The sequence below is a fragment of the Streptomyces sp. NPDC046465 genome (assembly GCF_040646035.1).
Lineage (GTDB): Bacteria > Actinomycetota > Actinomycetes > Streptomycetales > Streptomycetaceae > Streptomyces.
In genome coordinates this window covers 35974-52119 of record NZ_JBEYZK010000029.1, presented here as the reverse complement: position 1 = coordinate 52119, position 16146 = coordinate 35974, and the positions used below count along the sequence as shown (strand labels likewise).

Sequence of the window (16146 nt, the reverse complement as noted above, 5' to 3'; positions counted from 1 at the left end):
GCGTGAACCCAGGAGATACAGAGCGTAGGCCTTGGATCGTGGGGGTGTCGGGTGCCTCGGGCACTCCGTACGCCGCCGCGGTGCTGCGTGCTCTGCTGACCGCGGGCGAGAGCGTGGACCTGGTCGTCTCGCGTGCCTCGCGTCTTACGCTGCTCGACGAGACGGGCATCGCGTTCCGGGACGCGCACTGGCGGGACGATCTGCGGCAGTGGCTGGGGCGCGGCGCGGACGGCAAGCCGGGGGTCTTCGACGCCGACGTGTCGGACGTGAAGTACTGGGCCGCCGGTGATCTGGCGGCGGGGCCGTCCTCGGGTTCGTACGCGACGAAGGGGATGCTGATCGTTCCGGCGTCCACGGCGTGCGTGGCCGGGGTGGCGCTCGGGCTCTCGAAGGACCTGCTGCAGCGGTCGGCGAGCGTGACGCTGAAGGAAGGGCGACGGCTCGTGGTCTGCGTACGCGAGACTCCGCTGAACGGGCAGACGCTGAAGCACTTGGTGAGCCTGGACGAGGCGGGCGCGATCGTGCTGCCCGCCTCTCCGGCGTTCTACGCGGGGGCGACGCACATCCAGGATCTGGTGGACTTCGTCGCCGGGCGGATGCTCGACGCGGCACGGGTGCCGCACCGGCTGTACCGCCGGTGGGAGGGAGAGCTCGGCTCCGGTTCCGGAGGTGGCTCTGGCTCCCGGGGGGCTTAGCGCTTCTTGGCGGCGCGCTTCCTGAGGAAGCCGGCCTTGGGCGCGGAGGCGGACTGGTGGGCACGCGAGCGGTTGGCCAGGTCCTGAAGCTCGCGCATCCGGGCGTAGGCCATCTCGATCGAGTACACGGTGACTCACTCCTGAAGGATCGTCGTTGATCTGCTGAGATTGAGAAAGATTCACAGGGGCTAGACCCTGTTACGCCTTAGATTCTACACATAGACTCGCGGTATCGCTGAATAATGAAAGGCATCGCACCTATGGACGCCGTGGACAGGCAGCTCATCCAGGCCCTGCGGGAGAACGGCCGCGCCTCGTACGCCGAACTCGGGCGGCTCGTGGGCCTCTCCGGGCCCAGCGTCACGGACCGGATCAACCGCCTCGAAGCGGCCGGTGTCATCACGGGTTACCGCGCCACCGTCGACTCCGCCTCGCTCGGCCTCGGCGTCATCGCCCTCATCGGCATCTCGCTCTCCGACGCCGCCGACCACGAGGACGTGGCGCGGCGCCTGAAGGACCTGCACGAGATCGAGGACTGCTGGTTCATCGCGGGCGACGACTCGTACATGCTCAAGATCCGGGCCACCGACGTGGACGGTCTGGAGAAGACGATCCGCCGGCTCAGCGGCACCCGTGGCGTCTCCCGGACCCGTACGACGATCGTGCTCTCCACCAAGTGGGAGAACAGGGTCGGGGAGCTGCCCGAGGAGGAGTGACCTCCGGGGCGTAACGTTGGCGGAGGTTTGTGGCAGGTCGTAGGGAGAGGTAAGGGCGAGGGCATGGACGCAGGTCTCAAGCGCGATCTTGAGCAGAAGGTCCGGGACGGTGAGCGGCTGTCCCGCGAGGACGGCATCGCCCTCTACGAGTCGGACGACCTCGCCTGGCTCGGCGGCCTCGCCCACGAGGTGCGCACGCGCAAGAACGGCGACGTCGTGCACTTCAACGTCAACCGCCACCTCAACATGACCAACGTGTGCACCGCGTCCTGCGCGTACTGCTCGTTCCAGCGCAAGCCGGGCGAGAAGGACGCGTACACGATGCGCATCGAGGAGGCCGTCCGCCTCGCCAAGGCGATGGAGGGCGAGAACCTCACCGAGCTGCACATCGTCAACGGCCTGCACCCGAACCTGCCGTGGCGCTACTACCCCCGGTCGCTGAGCGAGCTCAAGAAGGCGCTGCCGAGCGTCTCCCTGAAGGCGTTCACGGCCACGGAGATCCACCACTTCGAGACGATCTCGGGGATGTCGGCGTCCGACATCCTCGACGAGCTCATCGAGGCGGGCCTGGAGTCGCTGACCGGCGGCGGCGCGGAGATCTTCGACTGGGAGGTGCGCCAGCACATCGTCGACCACCGCACCCACTGGGAAGACTGGTCGCGCATCCACCGCCTCGCGCACGAGAAGGGTCTGAAGACCCCCTCCACGATGCTGTACGGCCACATCGAGGAGCCCCGCCACCGCGTCGACCACGTGCTGCGGCTGCGTGAACTCCAGGACGAGACCGGCGGCTTCCAGGTCTTCATCCCGCTGCGCTACCAGCACGACTTCGTCGACATGAAGGACGGCAAGGTCAGGAACCGCCTCCAGGCGCGCACGACCATGGCGTCGGGCGCCGAGGCACTGAAGACCTTCGCGGTCTCGCGGCTCCTCTTCGACAACGTCCCGCACGTCAAGGTCTTCTGGGTCATGCACGGTCTGCAGACCACGCAGCTCGCCCTTCAGCACGGCGCGGACGACATGGACGGCTCGGTCGTCGAGTACAAGATCACGCACGACGCGGACAACTTCGGTACGCCGAACAAGCTGACCCGCGAGGACCTCCTCGACCTGATCCGCGAGGCGGGCTTCCGCCCGGTCGAGCGGAACACGCGCTACGAGTCGATCCGCGAGTACGAGGGCCCCGACCGGATGCTGCGCGAGACGCCGCAGGCCATGCGGCTCTGACCGGCTGCTCTCTCCGACCGGTTGCTCTCTCCGACCGGTTGCTCTTCCGGCCAGCCGCTCTTAACGCGTCGCGAGGCCGGTCCGGTAAGGGCTAGCCTCGCTGCATGCCTCTTACCTTTCGACTGGACCCGGCGATCGGCCCCGCCCTGCGGGACGGGGTGCTCGCGCTCTGGGCAGACGTCTCCAACGCGGGCGGCGCCGTCGGCTTCGTGCCGCCCGTGACCGCCGACGAGATCCGCCCGGAGTGGATCAAGCGCCTCGCCGAGCTGAGCGACGGGCGCACCCGGCTCCTCGTGGGCTACGACGAGGACGGCGAGATCGCCGCGACCGCCTTCCTCGCGTACAACCAGCACCACCTGATGAGGCACTGGATCTGGCTGTACGTGGTGATGGTCCACCCCCGCCACCAGGGCAAGGGGTACGGGCGTGACCTGATGGCCGCCGCCGCGGACGCCGCCCGCGGCCTCGGCGGCATCGAGGCGATACGGCTCACCTGCCGCGGCGGCACGGGCGTCGACCGCTTCTACGCGTCCTGCGGATACAAGGAGGTCGGCCGGGTGCCGGGCGCCATCCGGGTCGCGCCCGGCGACGACCGCGACGACATCACGATGCTGCTGCCGCTCGGCTGACGGCCCACGCGGGGGCGTCACCCCCTTGCCCGACGCGCCTCCTTGCATGCTTCACTGGAGGGGCTCGTCCTACTCGGGCCCCTTTCGGAACGGAAGAGTGGATTGACATGCTCCGCTACACGCTGATGCGCCTCGGGATCTTCGTGGGTTGCTTCTTGGTCGTCTGGGGCCTCGTCTACTCCGAGATCCTGCCGCGTGGCCTCGGCGACTCGAACCTGCTGTGGGTGCTCCTGCTCTCGCTGGTCATCTCCGCGCCCATCAGCTTCGTGGCCCTCCGCAAGGAGCGTGACCGCGCCTCGCTGGACGTCGTGGCCCGCGTGGACCGCGCCAAGGCGAACCTGGAGGCCAACCGCACCCAGGAGGACGACGCGGACGACGCGGCGCGCACGGAGGGCAGCACGCAGGGCGGCACGCAGGTGCAGGGCTCGTAAGCTTCGTCACACACTTCTCGGGACCCCGGCTCCGGAGCGCATCGCTCCAGGGCCGGGGTTCCGTGCGTCAAGGGGGAGTCGGGGCGGGGGTTACCTCAAACAAGACCTTTGATGTTCTCAAAGCACAAGTGTTAACGTGTTCGACATGAAGACAGCAGCAGCGCACCACTACGCCACGAGCATCCCGCTCGTGGCGCGCCTGCATGTCGATCTCTGCCGCTGCATGTCCGCGGCCTGTCACATCTGAACGTGACCCCCGCCGCAGCGGCACTGCTGACCCTTCGCGGTCGCCGCTCCCGTACGTCCCCCACCCCTGACTGACCTCACCGGAGTGTGTCCGTGTCCGCGAATTCCGCGACGCCCGCCGACCAGGCGAGCGGACCCGAGAAGCCCAAGTCCGGCTTCCGGATACCCAAGTTCCTCAAGATCCCCTTCTGGGCGCAGATACTCGGCGGCCTGGTCCTGGGTGTCCTGCTCGGCTGGATCGCCCGCAACCAGGACGTCGACTGGCTCGTCACCACCCTCTCCAAGGTCGGCGACACCTTCATCGGCCTCCTGAAGCTGGCGGTCGCCCCGCTCGTCTTCTTCGCGATCCTGGTGTCGATCACCAACCTGCGGAAGGTCAACAACGCCGCGCGGCTCGCGACCCGCACCCTGCTGTGGTTCATGATCACGTCGCTGATCGCGGTGGCCATCGGCCTCGCCATCGGCCTGCTCACCAACCCCGGCTCCGGCACCGGCCTCACCCCGAAGGACGGCAAGGCCCCCGACCACGCGGGCTCCTGGATCGACTTCCTCACCGGGATCATCCCGAAGGACGTCATCACCCCCTTCACCGAGCTCAACGTCCTGCAGATCGTCTTCATGGCCGCCGTCGCCGGTATCGCCGTGCTGAAGATCGGCGACAAGGCCCAGCCGATCCTGGAGCTGAGCGAGTCCGTACTCGCCCTCCTCCAGAAGGCCCTGTGGTGGGTCATCAAGCTCTCCCCGATCGGCACCATCGGCCTCATCGGCTTCGCCATCGCGGACTACGGCTGGAACCTGATCAGCAAGTACGCGACGTTCACCGCCGACATCTACATCGGCTGCGCCCTGGTCCTGTTCGGCGTCTACCCGCTGCTGCTCGCCTTCGTCGCCAAGGTCAACCCGCTCCAGTTCTTCAAGGGCGCCTGGCCCGCCATCCAGCTGGCCTTCGTCTCCCGCTCCTCGGTCGGCACCATGCCGATCACCCAGAAGGTCACCGAGCGCCTCGGCGTCCCGAAGGAGTACACGTCCTTCGCGGTGCCGTTCGGCGCCACGACGAAGATGGACGGCTGCGCCGCCATCTACCCGGCCATCGCCGCGATCTTCGTCGCGCAGATCTTCGACGTGCAGATGGGCATCAAGGAGTACCTGCTCATCGCCTTCGTGTCGGTCGTCGGCTCGGCGGCCACGGCGGGCCTCACGGGTGCCACGGTCATGCTGACGCTGACCCTCTCCACGCTCGGCCTGCCGATGGAGGGCGTGGGTCTGCTCCTCGCCATCGACCCGGTCCTCGACATGATGCGCACCGCGACGAACGTCGCCGGACAGGCGCTTGTGCCGGTGATCGTCGCCGCCCGCGAGAACATCCTCGACCGCGAGGCGTACGAGAACGCCTCGGCGTCGCCGCTCGACGAGCTCGAGGACGACTACAGCGATGCGCCGTCCTCGTCGCGTCCGGTGGCGGCGGCAGCCTGAGCCCTCGCCCGTCGTTTCGCCGAAGCCCCGCCCCGGAGTGATCCGGGGCGGGGCTCGGTGGTTTCCGGTGGTTCCGGTGGTTTCCGTTAATCGTGCCCCGGCACCCGTTGACCGTACGCTGACGTCGGAACGGACAGTGTGGAGAGGGCGGGGGCCGGGGTGGGCGAGAAGCGGCGGCAGAAAAGAATGCCGCGGGCCGTGCGGGAGCAGCAGATGCTGGACGCGGCGGTGCGGACGTTCGGGCAGCGGGGGTACCGGGCCGCGTCCATGGACGAGATCGCGGAGCTCGCCGGAGTCTCCAAGCCGCTCGTGTATCTGTATCTCAACTCCAAGGAAGAGCTCTTCAGCGCGTGCATCCGGCGCGAGGCCGCCGCGCTCGTCGCCGCGGTGCGGGACGGGGCGAGCGGCGCCGCCGTCGCCGGGGAGACCGCGGACCGGCAGCTGTGGGACGGGCTGCGGGCGTTCTTCTCGCACACCGCGGAACGCCCCGACGGCTGGGCCGTGCTGCACAGTCAGGCGCGGACCCAGGGGGAGCCGTTCGCGGCCGAGATCGCCGCGATGCGGGAGGAGATCGTCGCGTTCGTGACGTCGTTGATCGCGGACGCGGCGCGGTCGGCGCACGGCGACCCCTCCCTGCCGGACCGCGAGGTCGCGGGGCTCGCGCAGGCGCTGGTCGGCGCGGCGGAGTCGCTGGCCGGCTGGGCCAATACGGACGGCTCCGTCTCCGCGAAGGAGGCGGCGGCGACGCTCATGAACTTCGCGTGGGCGGGCCTTGGGGGCCTGATGGAGGGGCGGCGCTGGGCTCCCGCGTGACGACGCCGGTGAGGTGCGGTCTGCCCGTGGGGGAACGGAGTTCGAAGGCGGAGCTGCCGTGTGCGGTGTACGTGACCGTGGACGGGAGGAGGACGGGCGCCTTGAACTCGGCCTTGAGACAGGCGAAGCCGTCCCCGCCTCCACCTCCACCCCCGCCCCCGTCCTCGTGTTCTGCGAGGCAGCGGGCGACCGTCCACATGCCGTGGGCGATGGCGCGGGGGAAGCCGAAGGGGCGGGCGGTGAGCGGGTGCAGGTGGATGGGGTTGCGGTCGCCGCTGACGGAGGCGTAGCGGCGGCCCAGGTCCGCACCGAGGTGCCAGGGCGTTCCGGCCGCGGGGGCCGGGCGGGGCGCCTTGGCGGTTTCGGTGGCTGTCCCGGGTGTTCTGTGCCGGGCCAGATAGGTGCTGCTGGACTCCCAGAGGAGCTCGCCGTCGCGGGCGGCGGCCTCGATGACGACGGTCGCTTCGGTGCCGCGACGGTGGGGGGCCACCTTCGCTGTCCGGACGGAGAGGCGCAGCTCCTGTGCCGGGTGCAGGGGCCGGTGCCGGGTGATCTCGATGGACGTGTGGACGAGCCCCAGGAGGGGGAGCGGAAAGTCGCGGGCGGCCATCAGGCGCATGGCCAGGGGGAACGCGAGGACGTGCGGATAGGTGAGCGGCAGCACACCGGCACCGCCCGGAAACCCGCAGACCGCGTTGTAGGCGGCGAGGTGGCGGGGGTCGGGGACGACGGGTGCGGAGGTGAGGGGCTCCTGGACGAGGGCCCGGACACCGGGCCGCTTGAAGGGCGAGGCGAGGGCGGCACGGACAAGGAGAGCGGAAAGCGGGGTACGCATGATCGTCCTTGGTGAGGTGGTGGGTGGGGTCGCCTCGGGTTCGTCGGGGGTCACGCCCCGAGAAGGCTCTGCCCGCACACCCGTACCGTCTGCCCGTTGACACCCCCCTGCGCCAGCCACGACGTCGTCTCCGCCACGTCCACGGGAAGGCCCCCCTGCCCGAGGGAGTTCATGCGGCGCCCCGCCTCGCGGATGAGCAGCGGCACCGCGGCCGTCATCTTCGTCTCGATGAAGCCGGGCGCCACCGCGTTGACCGTCACCCCGTGCTCCGCGAGCGCCCGCGGCGCCAACGAGCGGACGAGGCCGACGACGCCCGCCTTGCTGGCGGCGTAGTTCGTCTGGCCCGCGTTGCCCGCGATCCCCGCGATGGAGGCGGTGGCGACGATCCGGCCGCCGGGGCTGAACGCACCGGCCTTGAGGAGCGCGTCCGTCGTCGTGAGGACCGCCGCGAGGTTGACGTCGAGGACCGACGTCCAGCGGTCCCGCGCCATGTTGGCGAGCTTGCGGTCACGGGTGATGCCCGCGTTGTGGACGAGGATGTCGAGACGGCCGTCCGGCAGCGCCGCGGCGATGCGTTCACCGGCGTCGGGCGCCGTGATGTCGAGCGGCAGCGCCGAGCCGCCGAGCCGGTCGGCCACCCGGACCAGGTCCTGCTGGGCCGAGGGGACGTCGAGGAGCATGACGGTGGCGCCGTCGCGGGTCAGGACCTCCGCCACCGCTTCGCCGATGCCGCGCGCCGCGCCCGTCACCAGGGCGGTACGCCCGGCCAGGGGCCGGTCCCAGTCGGCGGGGGCGGCGAGCGTCTCGGCGGGGCCGGTCTCGATGACCTGTCCGGTGACGTAGGCGGACTTGGGGGAGAGCAGGAAGCGCAGGGTCGGCTCGGCGGTGGCGACCGGCCCTGTGACACGGACGAGGGTGGCGGTGCGGCCCCGGCCGAGCTCCTTGGCGAGGGAACGTATGAAGCCTTCGAGTGCCTGCTGGGCGGCGGCCTGGTGGTGGTCGGCGGGGTCGGGCGGGCTGCCGAGGATCAGGATGCGGCCGTTCTCCGCGACCTTGCGCACGACGGGGTGGAGGGCCGTATGCACGTCGGAGAGGGTGTCGACGTCCCTCACCGCCGTGGCGTCGAGCACAACTGCCGTGGGGCGCTCGGCAGTTGACACGAGGGTATGGCCTGCCGACTTGAGGAGGGTGGGCAGGTCGGCCGGGTAGGCGGACTTGCCCGCCGTGAGCAGGAGCAACTCGCCGCCCAGGGCGGAGTGTTCCGGGGTGCGGCGGCGCAGCCGGGCCGGTTGGGGCAGGCCCAGGCGGCGGGTGAGGAAGCGGCCGGGTCCGGTGGCGGCGAAGGTCAGGTAGCGGTCGGCCATTGTCCAACTCCCAGCTCGGTCGTAAATTTACTTCGGAGTAAGGTTACTCAAGGGTCAGGAGCTGGTCGAGACATGAGTCGTCCCTCTGTGCGCCGCGTCGCCGTCATCGGCGGCAGCCGCATTCCTTTCGCCCGCTCCGACGGGCCGTACGCCACCGCCTCGAACCAGGACATGCTGGCCGCCGCCCTCGACGGCCTGGTCGAGAGGTACCGCCTCCAGGGCGCGGGGGACGTCGGGGAGTTCGTCGCCGGTGCCGTGCTCAAGCACAGCCGGGACTTCAACCTCGCCCGGGAGGTCGTGCTCGGCTCCGCCCTGGACTCCCGTACGCCCGCCTACGATCTTCAACAGGCGTGCGGGACCGGGCTCCAGGCCGTCGTCGCCGTCGCCAACAAGGTCATGCTCGGGCAGATCGAGTCGGGGATCGCCGGGGGCTCCGACACCGCGAGCGACGCGCCCCTCGGGGTCAACGACGAGCTGCGGCGGATCCTGCTCGCGGCGCGCCGGGCCAAGTCGGCGGGCGGACGGCTGCGTGCGCTCGGCCGGGTGCGGCCCCGTCACCTCGTACCGGACATCCCGCGCAACGCCGAGCCCCGCACCGGGCTCTCCATGGGGGAGCACGCCGCGGTGACCGCGCGGAAGTGGGGCGTCACGCGTGAGGCGCAGGACGAGCTCGCGGCGCTCAGCCACCAGCGCCTCGCGGCCGCGTACGAGCGGGGCTTCCTGGACGATCTCGTCGTACCGTTCCGCGGGGTCGAGCGGGACCAGAACCTGCGGCCGGGATCGACGGTGGAGAAGCTCGCCCGCCTGAAGCCCGTGTTCGGGGCCGACGCCCCCGGCGCGACCGCGACCGCGACCGCGTCCGCGACCGCGTCCGCGACCGCGTCCGCGACCGCGTCCGCGACCGCGTCCGCGACCGCGACCGCGTCCGCGACCGCGACCGCGTCCGCGACCATGACCGCGGGCAATTCCACTCCGCTGACGGACGGCGCCGCCGTCGCCCTGCTCGCCAGTGAGGAGTGGGCGGCCGGGCGCGGGCTCGAACCGCTCGCGTACCTCACCGCCTGCGAGAGCGCCGCGGTCGACTTCGTCCACGGGGATGTCGCAGAGGGCGACGACGGGGGTGGTGACGGGCTGCTGATGGCGCCCGCGTACGCCGTGCCCCGGATGCTGGAGCGGACCGGTCTCGGACTCGAACTCGGCGACTTCGACTTCGTGGAGGTGCACGAGGCCTTCGCCTCGCAGGTGCTCGCCACGCTCGCCGCCTGGGAGAAGCAGGGGCTCGGCACCGTGGACCGGGCGCGGCTGAACGTCGCCGGGTCGTCGCTCGCCACCGGCCACCCGTTCGCGGCGACGGGGGCGCGCATCGTCGCCACCCTCGCCAAGCTCCTCGCCGAGCGGGGGCGCCCCGGACGCGGGCTGATCTCCATCTGTGCGGCGGGCGGGCAGGGGGTCACCGCGATCCTGGAGAGGGAGTGAGGAGTGACGGCCTTCACTTAGGGTGGCGAATGCGTACGTACGGTCACCTTGCGCTGAACGGGCGAGGGGCGCGGGCCGCGCTTAGGGTGAGCGAGGGGCTACACCCTGGGAGGTTGCCGTGCGTGGAGCCTGTGCGATCGCCGGTGTCATTGTGCTGGTCGTCGTAGGGACGGGCGTGCCGGGCGTGGCCTCGGCCACGACCGTCGCCGCTGCCGCTGCCGCTGCCACCGAGGACGATGGAGGCGGTGACGGAGGCGGACGACCCGACCTGGCGCGCTACTACACGCAGAAGATCAAATGGGCTGCGTGCAAGGGCGACACCGAAGCCATGGCGGAAGCCACGGACGGCGCCAAGGACGTCCGGTGCGGGCACGTGACCGTCCCGCTCGACTACGCGAAGCCCGCCGCCGGGACCGTCGACGTCGCGATGATCCGGCTGAAGTCCAGCGCGAGCGGCAAGCCCCGCGGCTCGCTGCTGCTGAACTTCGGCGGACCCGGCGGGCCCGGGGTCTCCGCGCTCGCCGGTGCGCAGAAGGAGTTCAGCTTCCTGAGCAAGGAGTACGACGTCGTCTCCTTCGACCCGCGCGGCGTCGGCCAGAGCGAGCCGGTCAGCTGCGGCGACGCCCAGGGGAACGCCGACCCCACCACGGAGGACTCGGACGACGCGGCCGCCATGCTGCGGGAGTTGCGCAAGGTCGCCAAGGAGTGCGAGGCCAAGTCCGGGCCCGTACTGCCGCAGATGGGGACCGTCAACGTCTCCCGTGACATGGACGTCATGCGGCAGGCCCTCGGCGACAAGAAGCTGAACTACCTGGGGTTCTCCTATGGGACGCGGCTCGGCGCCGTCTATGCCGCCCAGTTCCCCAAGAAGGTCGGACGGATGACCCTCGACGGCGTGGACACGCTGACCGAGCCCGTCGCCGCACAGTCCCTCGCGACCGCCGAAGGGCGCCAGACCGCCCTCGACAACTTCCTCGCCTGGTGCACCGGGAACGCCGGATGTGTCTTCGGCGCCGACTCCCGCACCGCACGGCAGAGCATGGTCAAGATCGTCAAGCAGATGGACGCGATGCCGCTCCAGTCCATGGGCGGCGAGCAGTTCACCGGGCAGGACGTCGTCGGCGTCCTGAGCCAGGCCCTCTACAGCAGGCAGGCCTGGCCCGCGCTCTCGCAGGCCCTGGGGGCGCTGCTCGCCGACGGGGACCCGCGGGCGCTGATCCGTATGAGCGGCGGGCTGCCGAGCGGGGTGCCGCTGCCGGTCCGTGCCGGGGCCGGATCCGGGGCTGGGGCCGGGTCCGGAGCCGGTCAGGAGGTGCCGCTGGACAACTTGTCCGCCGCCCTCATGGCCGTGAACTGCGCCGACGATCCCGACCGGCCCGACGCCGCGCACATAGAGAAGGAAGTCGGCAAGTTGCAGGCGCAGTTCGAGGAGGCCTCGCCGGTCTTCGGCAAGTCGATGCTGATGCCGGTGCTGCTGTGCTTCGGCCGGCCCGCGGGGACCAGCTACATCCGTGAGGACGTACGGGACGTGCAGACGCCCGAGATGCTGCTCGTCGGCACGCGGGGCGACCCGGCCACGCCGTACCGCTGGACGGAGGAGACCGCGCGGCGGCTCGGCTCGCAGGCCGTCGTCCTGGACAACAAGGGCGACGGGCACACCGGTTACCTCGGCTCCAAGTGCGTGCAGGACAAGGTGGACGGGTTCCTGCTGTACGGGGAGATGCCGAAGACCGGGAGTTCCTGCGCGGCTGAGTGAGGCGGGTGCTGTGTCAGGTCAGGGCGAGCATCGCCTTTTCGTCCGGGGTGTCCGGCGCGGCCTGGTAGACGACCATGCGCTGGTCGCCCGAGCGCGCCAGCTTCATCACCTCGTACGTGAGGGTCATCGCGCCGACCTTGGGGTGCTCGAACGACTTGGTGCCGCCGCCGCGCTCGCTCACGTCGTACCGCTCCCAGATGCGGGCGAAGTCCGGGGACTTCAGGAGGAGTTCGCCGACCAGGTTCGTCAGCCGGGGCGAGTCGGTGTCCGTGCCCGCGATGGCCCGCAGATGTGACACCGACTTGGCGACCGTCTCCTCCCAGGGCCGGTAAAGGACCCGGCCCACGGGGTGCAGGAAGAGGTAGCGCACGACGTTGCGCTGTTCGTCGGGCCAGTCCCACAGGCCGGGGAGCAGCGCCCTGCCGGGGGCGTTAGCGGCCAGCATGTAGCTGTGCCTGCTCACCACGTACGCGGGCAGCGGGGCCAGCGCCTCCAACATGCGCAGGGTGGACTCGCGGACCGTGTGGTCGGCCGTGGGATGCGGTTCGGTGAGGCGGCCCGAGGCCAGCTCGGCCAGGTCGCGCAGGCGGTCGTGGGCGTCGCCCGTCAGGCGCAGGGCGCGGGCCAGGGCGTCGATCACGGCGGGGGACGGGTTCGCCTCGCGGCCCCGCTCCAGGCGCGTGTAGTAGTCGACGCTCACCCCGGCGAGGGTCGCGAGCTCCTCGCGGCGCAGGCCCGGGGTGCGGCGCAGGCCGGTGCCCGCGGGGAGGCCCGCCTCGGCCGGGGTGACCCTGGCGCGCCGGGCACGGAGGTATCGGCCCAGCTCGGTGCCGGTGGCGGTGCCGGTGCCGGTGCCGGTGGCGGTGCCGGTGGCGGTGGCTTTCGCTGTGGCGGTGGGTTCGGGGGCTTGCGCCGGGCTGTCCGTCATCCGGTCATTGTCCCTGGTGTGCGTCTCGCGTGGGGGGTTGTGTCAGGACCAGGAACGCGGGGCCCCGGTGAGGTGCGGCCTGCCACGGGGGGCTGCCGCCCGGGAGAGTGGGGGTGTGCGGGTGGCCCGGCCACCGTGGCCCAGGGGGTGCGTTGTCGCCGGGCCGCGGCCCGGTGGTCGGTGCCGTCTGCCGTTGTCTGTAGCTGTTTCTCTTCGCCGCTCCGCGGCGGGTTCCCACCCGCCCACCCGTTGCCCCGCGACGTTGCGAGGTCGACCTCTTCGCCGCTCCGCGGCGGTTTCTCCCCGCCCGCCCGTTGGTCCGCACCGCCGCTAACTCGACCGCACCGCCGCTAACTCGACCGCCCCGCCGCTCCGCGGCCGCCTCTCCGTCGCTCCGCGACGTGTCCCTCTCCTCGTAGGAGCCTCAGCCTCATGTCTGCCGCCGTTCTCTCGCCTCCCTCCACTCGGAACCGGACCGAAGCGCCCCGTCGTCCCGCCTCTTCCTCCGCCCTCGCCCTCGTCGCCTCGCTCCTCGGCTTCACGGTCATCACCATCGACGTCACCGCCGTGAACATCGCGCTGCCCGACATCCGCGACACCCTGCACGGCGGCATGGCGGGCCTCCAGTGGGTCGTGGATGCCTACACCCTCATGTTCGCCGCCCTGATGCTGTCCGCCGGCGCGCTCGCCGACCGGGCGGGGGCGCGGCGGGCGTACGCCTGGGGCGTGGGGCTCTTCACCCTCGCCTCGCTGGCCTGCGCCCTCGCGCCGGGCATCGGCGCGCTGATCGCGGCACGTGTCGCGCAGGGTGCGGGCGCCGCCGTCGTGATGCCCGCCTCGCTCGCGCTGATCCGGCAGGCCTACGACGACCCGCGCCGCCGCGCCCGCGCCATCGCCCTGTGGACGGTGGGCGGTTCCGCCGCCGTCGCGGTCGGGCCGGTGCTCGGTGGCGTGCTGACGGAGAGTGCCGGGTGGCGGTCCGTCTTCCTCCTCAACCTGCCCGTGGGCGCCGTGATCCTCGTGCTCCTCGCCCGCACCACCCGTTCGCCTCGCCGCCCCGCGCCGCTCGACCTGGCGGGACAGGTGACCGCTGTCCTCACCCTCGCCGGGCTCGCCTTCGCGGTCATCGAGGGCGGGCACCTGGGGTGGACGAGCGCGCCCGTGCTCGCCGCCTTCGCCGTGGCCCTCGGCTCCGGGTTCGCCTTCTACGCCGCCGAGAAGCGGCACGCCGCGCCCATGGTCCCGCTCGGTCTGCTGCGGCAGCGGCAGGTCGGGGTCGCCCTCGCGGTCGGCTTCGCGGTGAACGCCGGGTTCTACGGCGTGACCTTCCTTCTCGGCCTCTACTACCAGCAGTTGCGCGGCATGTCGGGTGTCGAGGCGGGCCTGATGTTCGTGCCGCTCGCCGTCTTCATCACCGGGACCAATCTCGTCTCGCCCCGTGCCGCCGAGCGGTTCGGGCGGCGCCGGGTCATCGTCCTGGGGCAGGCGGTCCTCGCCCTCGCCATGTTCGCGCTCGTCCCGCTGGGCGCGGACACCCCGTTGTGGCTCGTCCTTCTCCTGCTCGTGCCGACCGGCCTCGGCGGCGCCTTCTGCGTCCCGGCGCTCACCGCCCAGCTCATGGACAGCGTGCCGGGCGAGCGTGCGGGTACGGCCTCCGGGCTGCTCAACTCCCTGCGTCAGACCGGTGGCGCGATGTCCGTCGCCCTGTTCGGCGCGCTCCTCGCGGGAAGCGGAGGCGACAGCGGGGGCGACTCCGGGTTCTCGCTCTCCGGCATGCACACGGGACTCGTCGTGGTCGGCCTCACCCTGTGCGTCACGACCGCCCTCGCGGCGTGGCTGCTTCCCCGGGACTGACGTGACGCGTCAGGACGTGGCGTACGTGAGGAAGTGGGACCAGGGGGTGGGCGAGATGGTGAGGGAGGGCTCTTCGAGGTTCTTGGAGTCCCGCACGTGGACGGCGTGCGGGCAGGAGGACAGCTCTATGCATTCGCCGCCCTCGCCTGTGCTGTAGCTCGACTTGTGCCAAGGGCGGGCGACTTCGAGGCATTGGCCGCCTTCCCCGTCGCAGTGCCTGGACTTGAACCAGTCGAGCCGCTCGGTGTTCATGGTGCTCCCAGCATCTTCTCGATCAAGGCCAAGGACTGTTCGACGTTGAGCGCCTGGGAGCGCAGGATGCCATAGCGTGCTGCGATCAGCCTGACCTGTCAGTCGGCATCATCTGGAGACCGTTTGGGCCGAACTCGCGTACGAGATCAGCTGACGGGAGAGAATGCGAACAGCAGAAGCACGGGGAACACGGGGAACACGGGGAACACGGGGAAAGAGGAACACATGATCGTCATCGTTTCCGTACTGGTCGTGGCCGCCGCAGTGATCGCCGCATGCCTGGTCGCCCTGCGCCGCCGCAGTGGCTCGGGGGAGCGTGGTGCCCTGGAGCGCGGCGCGGCGGCGCAAGGGCTCGCGCAGGGGCTCGGCGGGGCGAACGCCCGGAACCAGAGCACGGGAGGCCCTGGCATCTGAGGCCCGGCCACCTGGTCGGGTGGCCCTACCGCACCGTGAACGCCACCTCGTGGATCGAGTTGCGGGAGCCCGGCGGCGGCTGCACGCGCCCCGCCGCGTCCGTCGCGCGGGAGCGGATCGTGTGCGGGCCCGGCGTGAGCCAGCGGCGCAGGGAGAAGCCCTGCCAGGCGGGGTCGGAGCCGAGGATGTCGAGCGTGGCCGGTTCCCAGGGGCCGCCGTCCAGGGAGACGTCGAGGCGGACGACTTCCGACGTGGACCAGGTGCGGCCGCTGAACGTCAGGGCGCCGCGCCGCAGTTCGGCCCCGGGGCCGGGGGAGAGGATCTTGCTGTTGACGTCGAGCTCGCGTACGGGCTGGGGCTCGGAACCGCCCGGCAGGGTCCGTGTGTAGAACGTCGTCGTGAACATGTGCTTCGGGCGCTCGTCCGTCAGCACGATCCGGGTCAGCCATTTCACCGAGTTCGTGCCGAACATGTGGGGGACCACGAGCCGCAACGGATAGCCGTGGCGGGGGCGCAGCGGCTCGCCGTTCATGCCGTGGGCCAGGAAACCGTCGCGGTGGGCCGTGTCGAGGGGCAGGTCCTTCACGTAGGAGAGGCCTTCCTCGTCGCGGAAGGAGCCCGTGTCCGCGCCCTCGAAGACCACGTGCCGGGCGCCTGGCAGCGGGCTCGCGCGGTCCAGGAGCGCGGCCAGGGACAGGCCCGACCACTCCACGTTCGTCACCGCGCGCGTCGGCGTGTCGGGGCGGAACGGGCTGCCGAAGCACTCGTGGACGGCGGTCAGTTGGCGGGCGGGCAGGGCGAGCACGTCCGCCAGGTCGAGGCGCAAGGGGTGCGCCACCAGGCCTTCCACCGTCAGCGTCCAGTCCGCGGCGTCGATCTCCGGCAGGCCCAGGTGGGTGCGGACGAAGACGTGGTCGACCGGGGTGACGAAGTCGGGGCCGGGCGCGGGATCGGCGAGGGACGGGTCGCCGGGCGGGGGCGTCAGCGGCGCGAGGGGTGGGGCCTCATCAGCCTCATCCATGGGCCCACGCGCGGGC

At 71.2% G+C, this 16146-nt stretch carries 17 protein-coding genes; 11 read left to right on the top strand and 6 right to left on the bottom strand.

What is annotated here, in order from left to right; all coding sequences use genetic code 11:
- Positions 1–2: 2 nt before the first annotated feature.
- Complete coding sequence (locus ABZ953_RS33915; protein WP_361732322.1) at positions 3–695, top strand: UbiX family flavin prenyltransferase; 693 nt, start codon at positions 3–5, stop codon at positions 693–695.
- On the opposite strand, the gene ABZ953_RS33910 is transcribed toward ABZ953_RS33915, so the two are convergent.
- Positions 692–823 (bottom strand): hypothetical protein, encoded by a 132-nt coding sequence (locus tag ABZ953_RS33910; RefSeq protein ID WP_361732482.1) that lies wholly within the window; start codon positions 821–823, stop codon positions 692–694. The two genes, ABZ953_RS33915 and ABZ953_RS33910, sit on opposite strands and share 4 nt — an antisense overlap.
- Positions 824–955: 132 nt before the next feature.
- Between ABZ953_RS33910 and ABZ953_RS33905 the strand changes: the two genes are divergently transcribed.
- The 6 genes from ABZ953_RS33905 (at position 956) to ABZ953_RS33880 (ending at position 6230) form a co-directional block, all read left to right on the top strand.
- Positions 956–1411 (top strand): Lrp/AsnC family transcriptional regulator, encoded by a 456-nt coding sequence (locus ABZ953_RS33905; RefSeq protein ID WP_361732473.1) that lies wholly within the window; start codon positions 956–958, stop codon positions 1409–1411.
- 63 nt (positions 1412–1474) lie between these two features.
- Positions 1475–2638 carry an aminofutalosine synthase MqnE gene (gene mqnE / locus ABZ953_RS33900; RefSeq protein ID WP_361732319.1) on the top strand — a complete coding sequence of 388 codons (1164 nt, stop codon included), beginning with the start codon at positions 1475–1477 and terminating at the stop codon, positions 2636–2638.
- Positions 2639–2742: 104 nt separating this feature from the next.
- Complete coding sequence (locus tag ABZ953_RS33895) at positions 2743–3267, top strand: GNAT family N-acetyltransferase (protein WP_361732316.1); 525 nt, start codon at positions 2743–2745, stop codon at positions 3265–3267.
- Positions 3268–3374: 107 nt separating this feature from the next.
- Positions 3375–3698, top strand: coding sequence for a DUF4229 domain-containing protein (locus ABZ953_RS33890; RefSeq protein WP_361732313.1), 324 nt, complete (start codon positions 3375–3377; stop codon positions 3696–3698).
- A 339-nt stretch (positions 3699–4037) separates the two neighbouring features.
- Entirely contained in the window at positions 4038–5417 is a 1380-nt protein-coding gene (locus ABZ953_RS33885; protein WP_361732310.1) for a dicarboxylate/amino acid:cation symporter, read from the top strand.
- 186 nt (positions 5418–5603) lie between these two features.
- Entirely contained in the window at positions 5604–6230 is a 627-nt protein-coding gene (locus tag ABZ953_RS33880) for a TetR/AcrR family transcriptional regulator (protein ID WP_361732470.1), read from the top strand.
- On the opposite strand, the gene ABZ953_RS33875 is transcribed toward ABZ953_RS33880, so the two are convergent.
- Positions 6166–7065, bottom strand: a complete 900-nt coding sequence (locus ABZ953_RS33875) for a MaoC/PaaZ C-terminal domain-containing protein (protein WP_361732307.1) — start codon at positions 7063–7065, stop codon at positions 6166–6168. The genes ABZ953_RS33880 and ABZ953_RS33875 overlap by 65 nt on opposite strands.
- A gap of 50 nt (positions 7066–7115) precedes the next feature.
- Positions 7116–8429: a 3-oxoacyl-ACP reductase gene (locus ABZ953_RS33870; protein ID WP_361732304.1), complete on the bottom strand. Its 1314-nt coding sequence runs from the start codon at positions 8427–8429 to the stop codon at positions 7116–7118.
- A gap of 72 nt (positions 8430–8501) precedes the next feature.
- Here ABZ953_RS33870 and ABZ953_RS33865 point away from each other — a divergent pair, with 72 nt between their 5' ends.
- Both ABZ953_RS33865 and ABZ953_RS33860 read left to right on the top strand, forming a co-directional pair.
- Positions 8502–9905, top strand: a complete 1404-nt coding sequence (locus tag ABZ953_RS33865; RefSeq protein WP_361732301.1) for an acetyl-CoA C-acyltransferase — start codon at positions 8502–8504, stop codon at positions 9903–9905.
- Positions 9906–10023: 118 nt separating this feature from the next.
- Positions 10024–11661 (top strand): alpha/beta hydrolase, encoded by a 1638-nt coding sequence (locus ABZ953_RS33860; RefSeq protein WP_361732298.1) that lies wholly within the window; start codon positions 10024–10026, stop codon positions 11659–11661.
- A 13-nt stretch (positions 11662–11674) separates the two neighbouring features.
- On the opposite strand, the gene ABZ953_RS33855 is transcribed toward ABZ953_RS33860, so the two are convergent.
- Complete coding sequence (locus tag ABZ953_RS33855) at positions 11675–12589, bottom strand: helix-turn-helix transcriptional regulator (RefSeq protein ID WP_361732295.1); 915 nt, start codon at positions 12587–12589, stop codon at positions 11675–11677.
- Positions 12590–13021: 432 nt separating this feature from the next.
- On the opposite strand from ABZ953_RS33855, the gene ABZ953_RS33850 reads away from it, so the two are divergent.
- Positions 13022–14443, top strand: coding sequence for an MFS transporter (locus tag ABZ953_RS33850; protein WP_361732293.1), 1422 nt, complete (start codon positions 13022–13024; stop codon positions 14441–14443).
- 9 nt (positions 14444–14452) lie between these two features.
- Here ABZ953_RS33850 and ABZ953_RS33845 read toward each other — a convergent pair whose 3' ends face one another.
- Positions 14453–14695: a DUF397 domain-containing protein gene (locus ABZ953_RS33845; protein WP_361732290.1), complete on the bottom strand. Its 243-nt coding sequence runs from the start codon at positions 14693–14695 to the stop codon at positions 14453–14455.
- A gap of 225 nt (positions 14696–14920) precedes the next feature.
- Between ABZ953_RS33845 and ABZ953_RS33840 the strand changes: the two genes are divergently transcribed.
- On the top strand, positions 14921–15109 hold the full coding sequence (locus ABZ953_RS33840; RefSeq protein ID WP_361732288.1) for a hypothetical protein: 189 nt from the start codon (positions 14921–14923) through the stop codon (positions 15107–15109).
- 25 nt (positions 15110–15134) lie between these two features.
- Here the strand turns inward: ABZ953_RS33840 and ABZ953_RS33835 are convergent, their stop codons facing one another.
- Complete coding sequence (locus ABZ953_RS33835) at positions 15135–16130, bottom strand: molybdopterin-dependent oxidoreductase (RefSeq protein WP_361732286.1); 996 nt, start codon at positions 16128–16130, stop codon at positions 15135–15137.
- Positions 16131–16146: the final 16 nt, after the last annotated feature.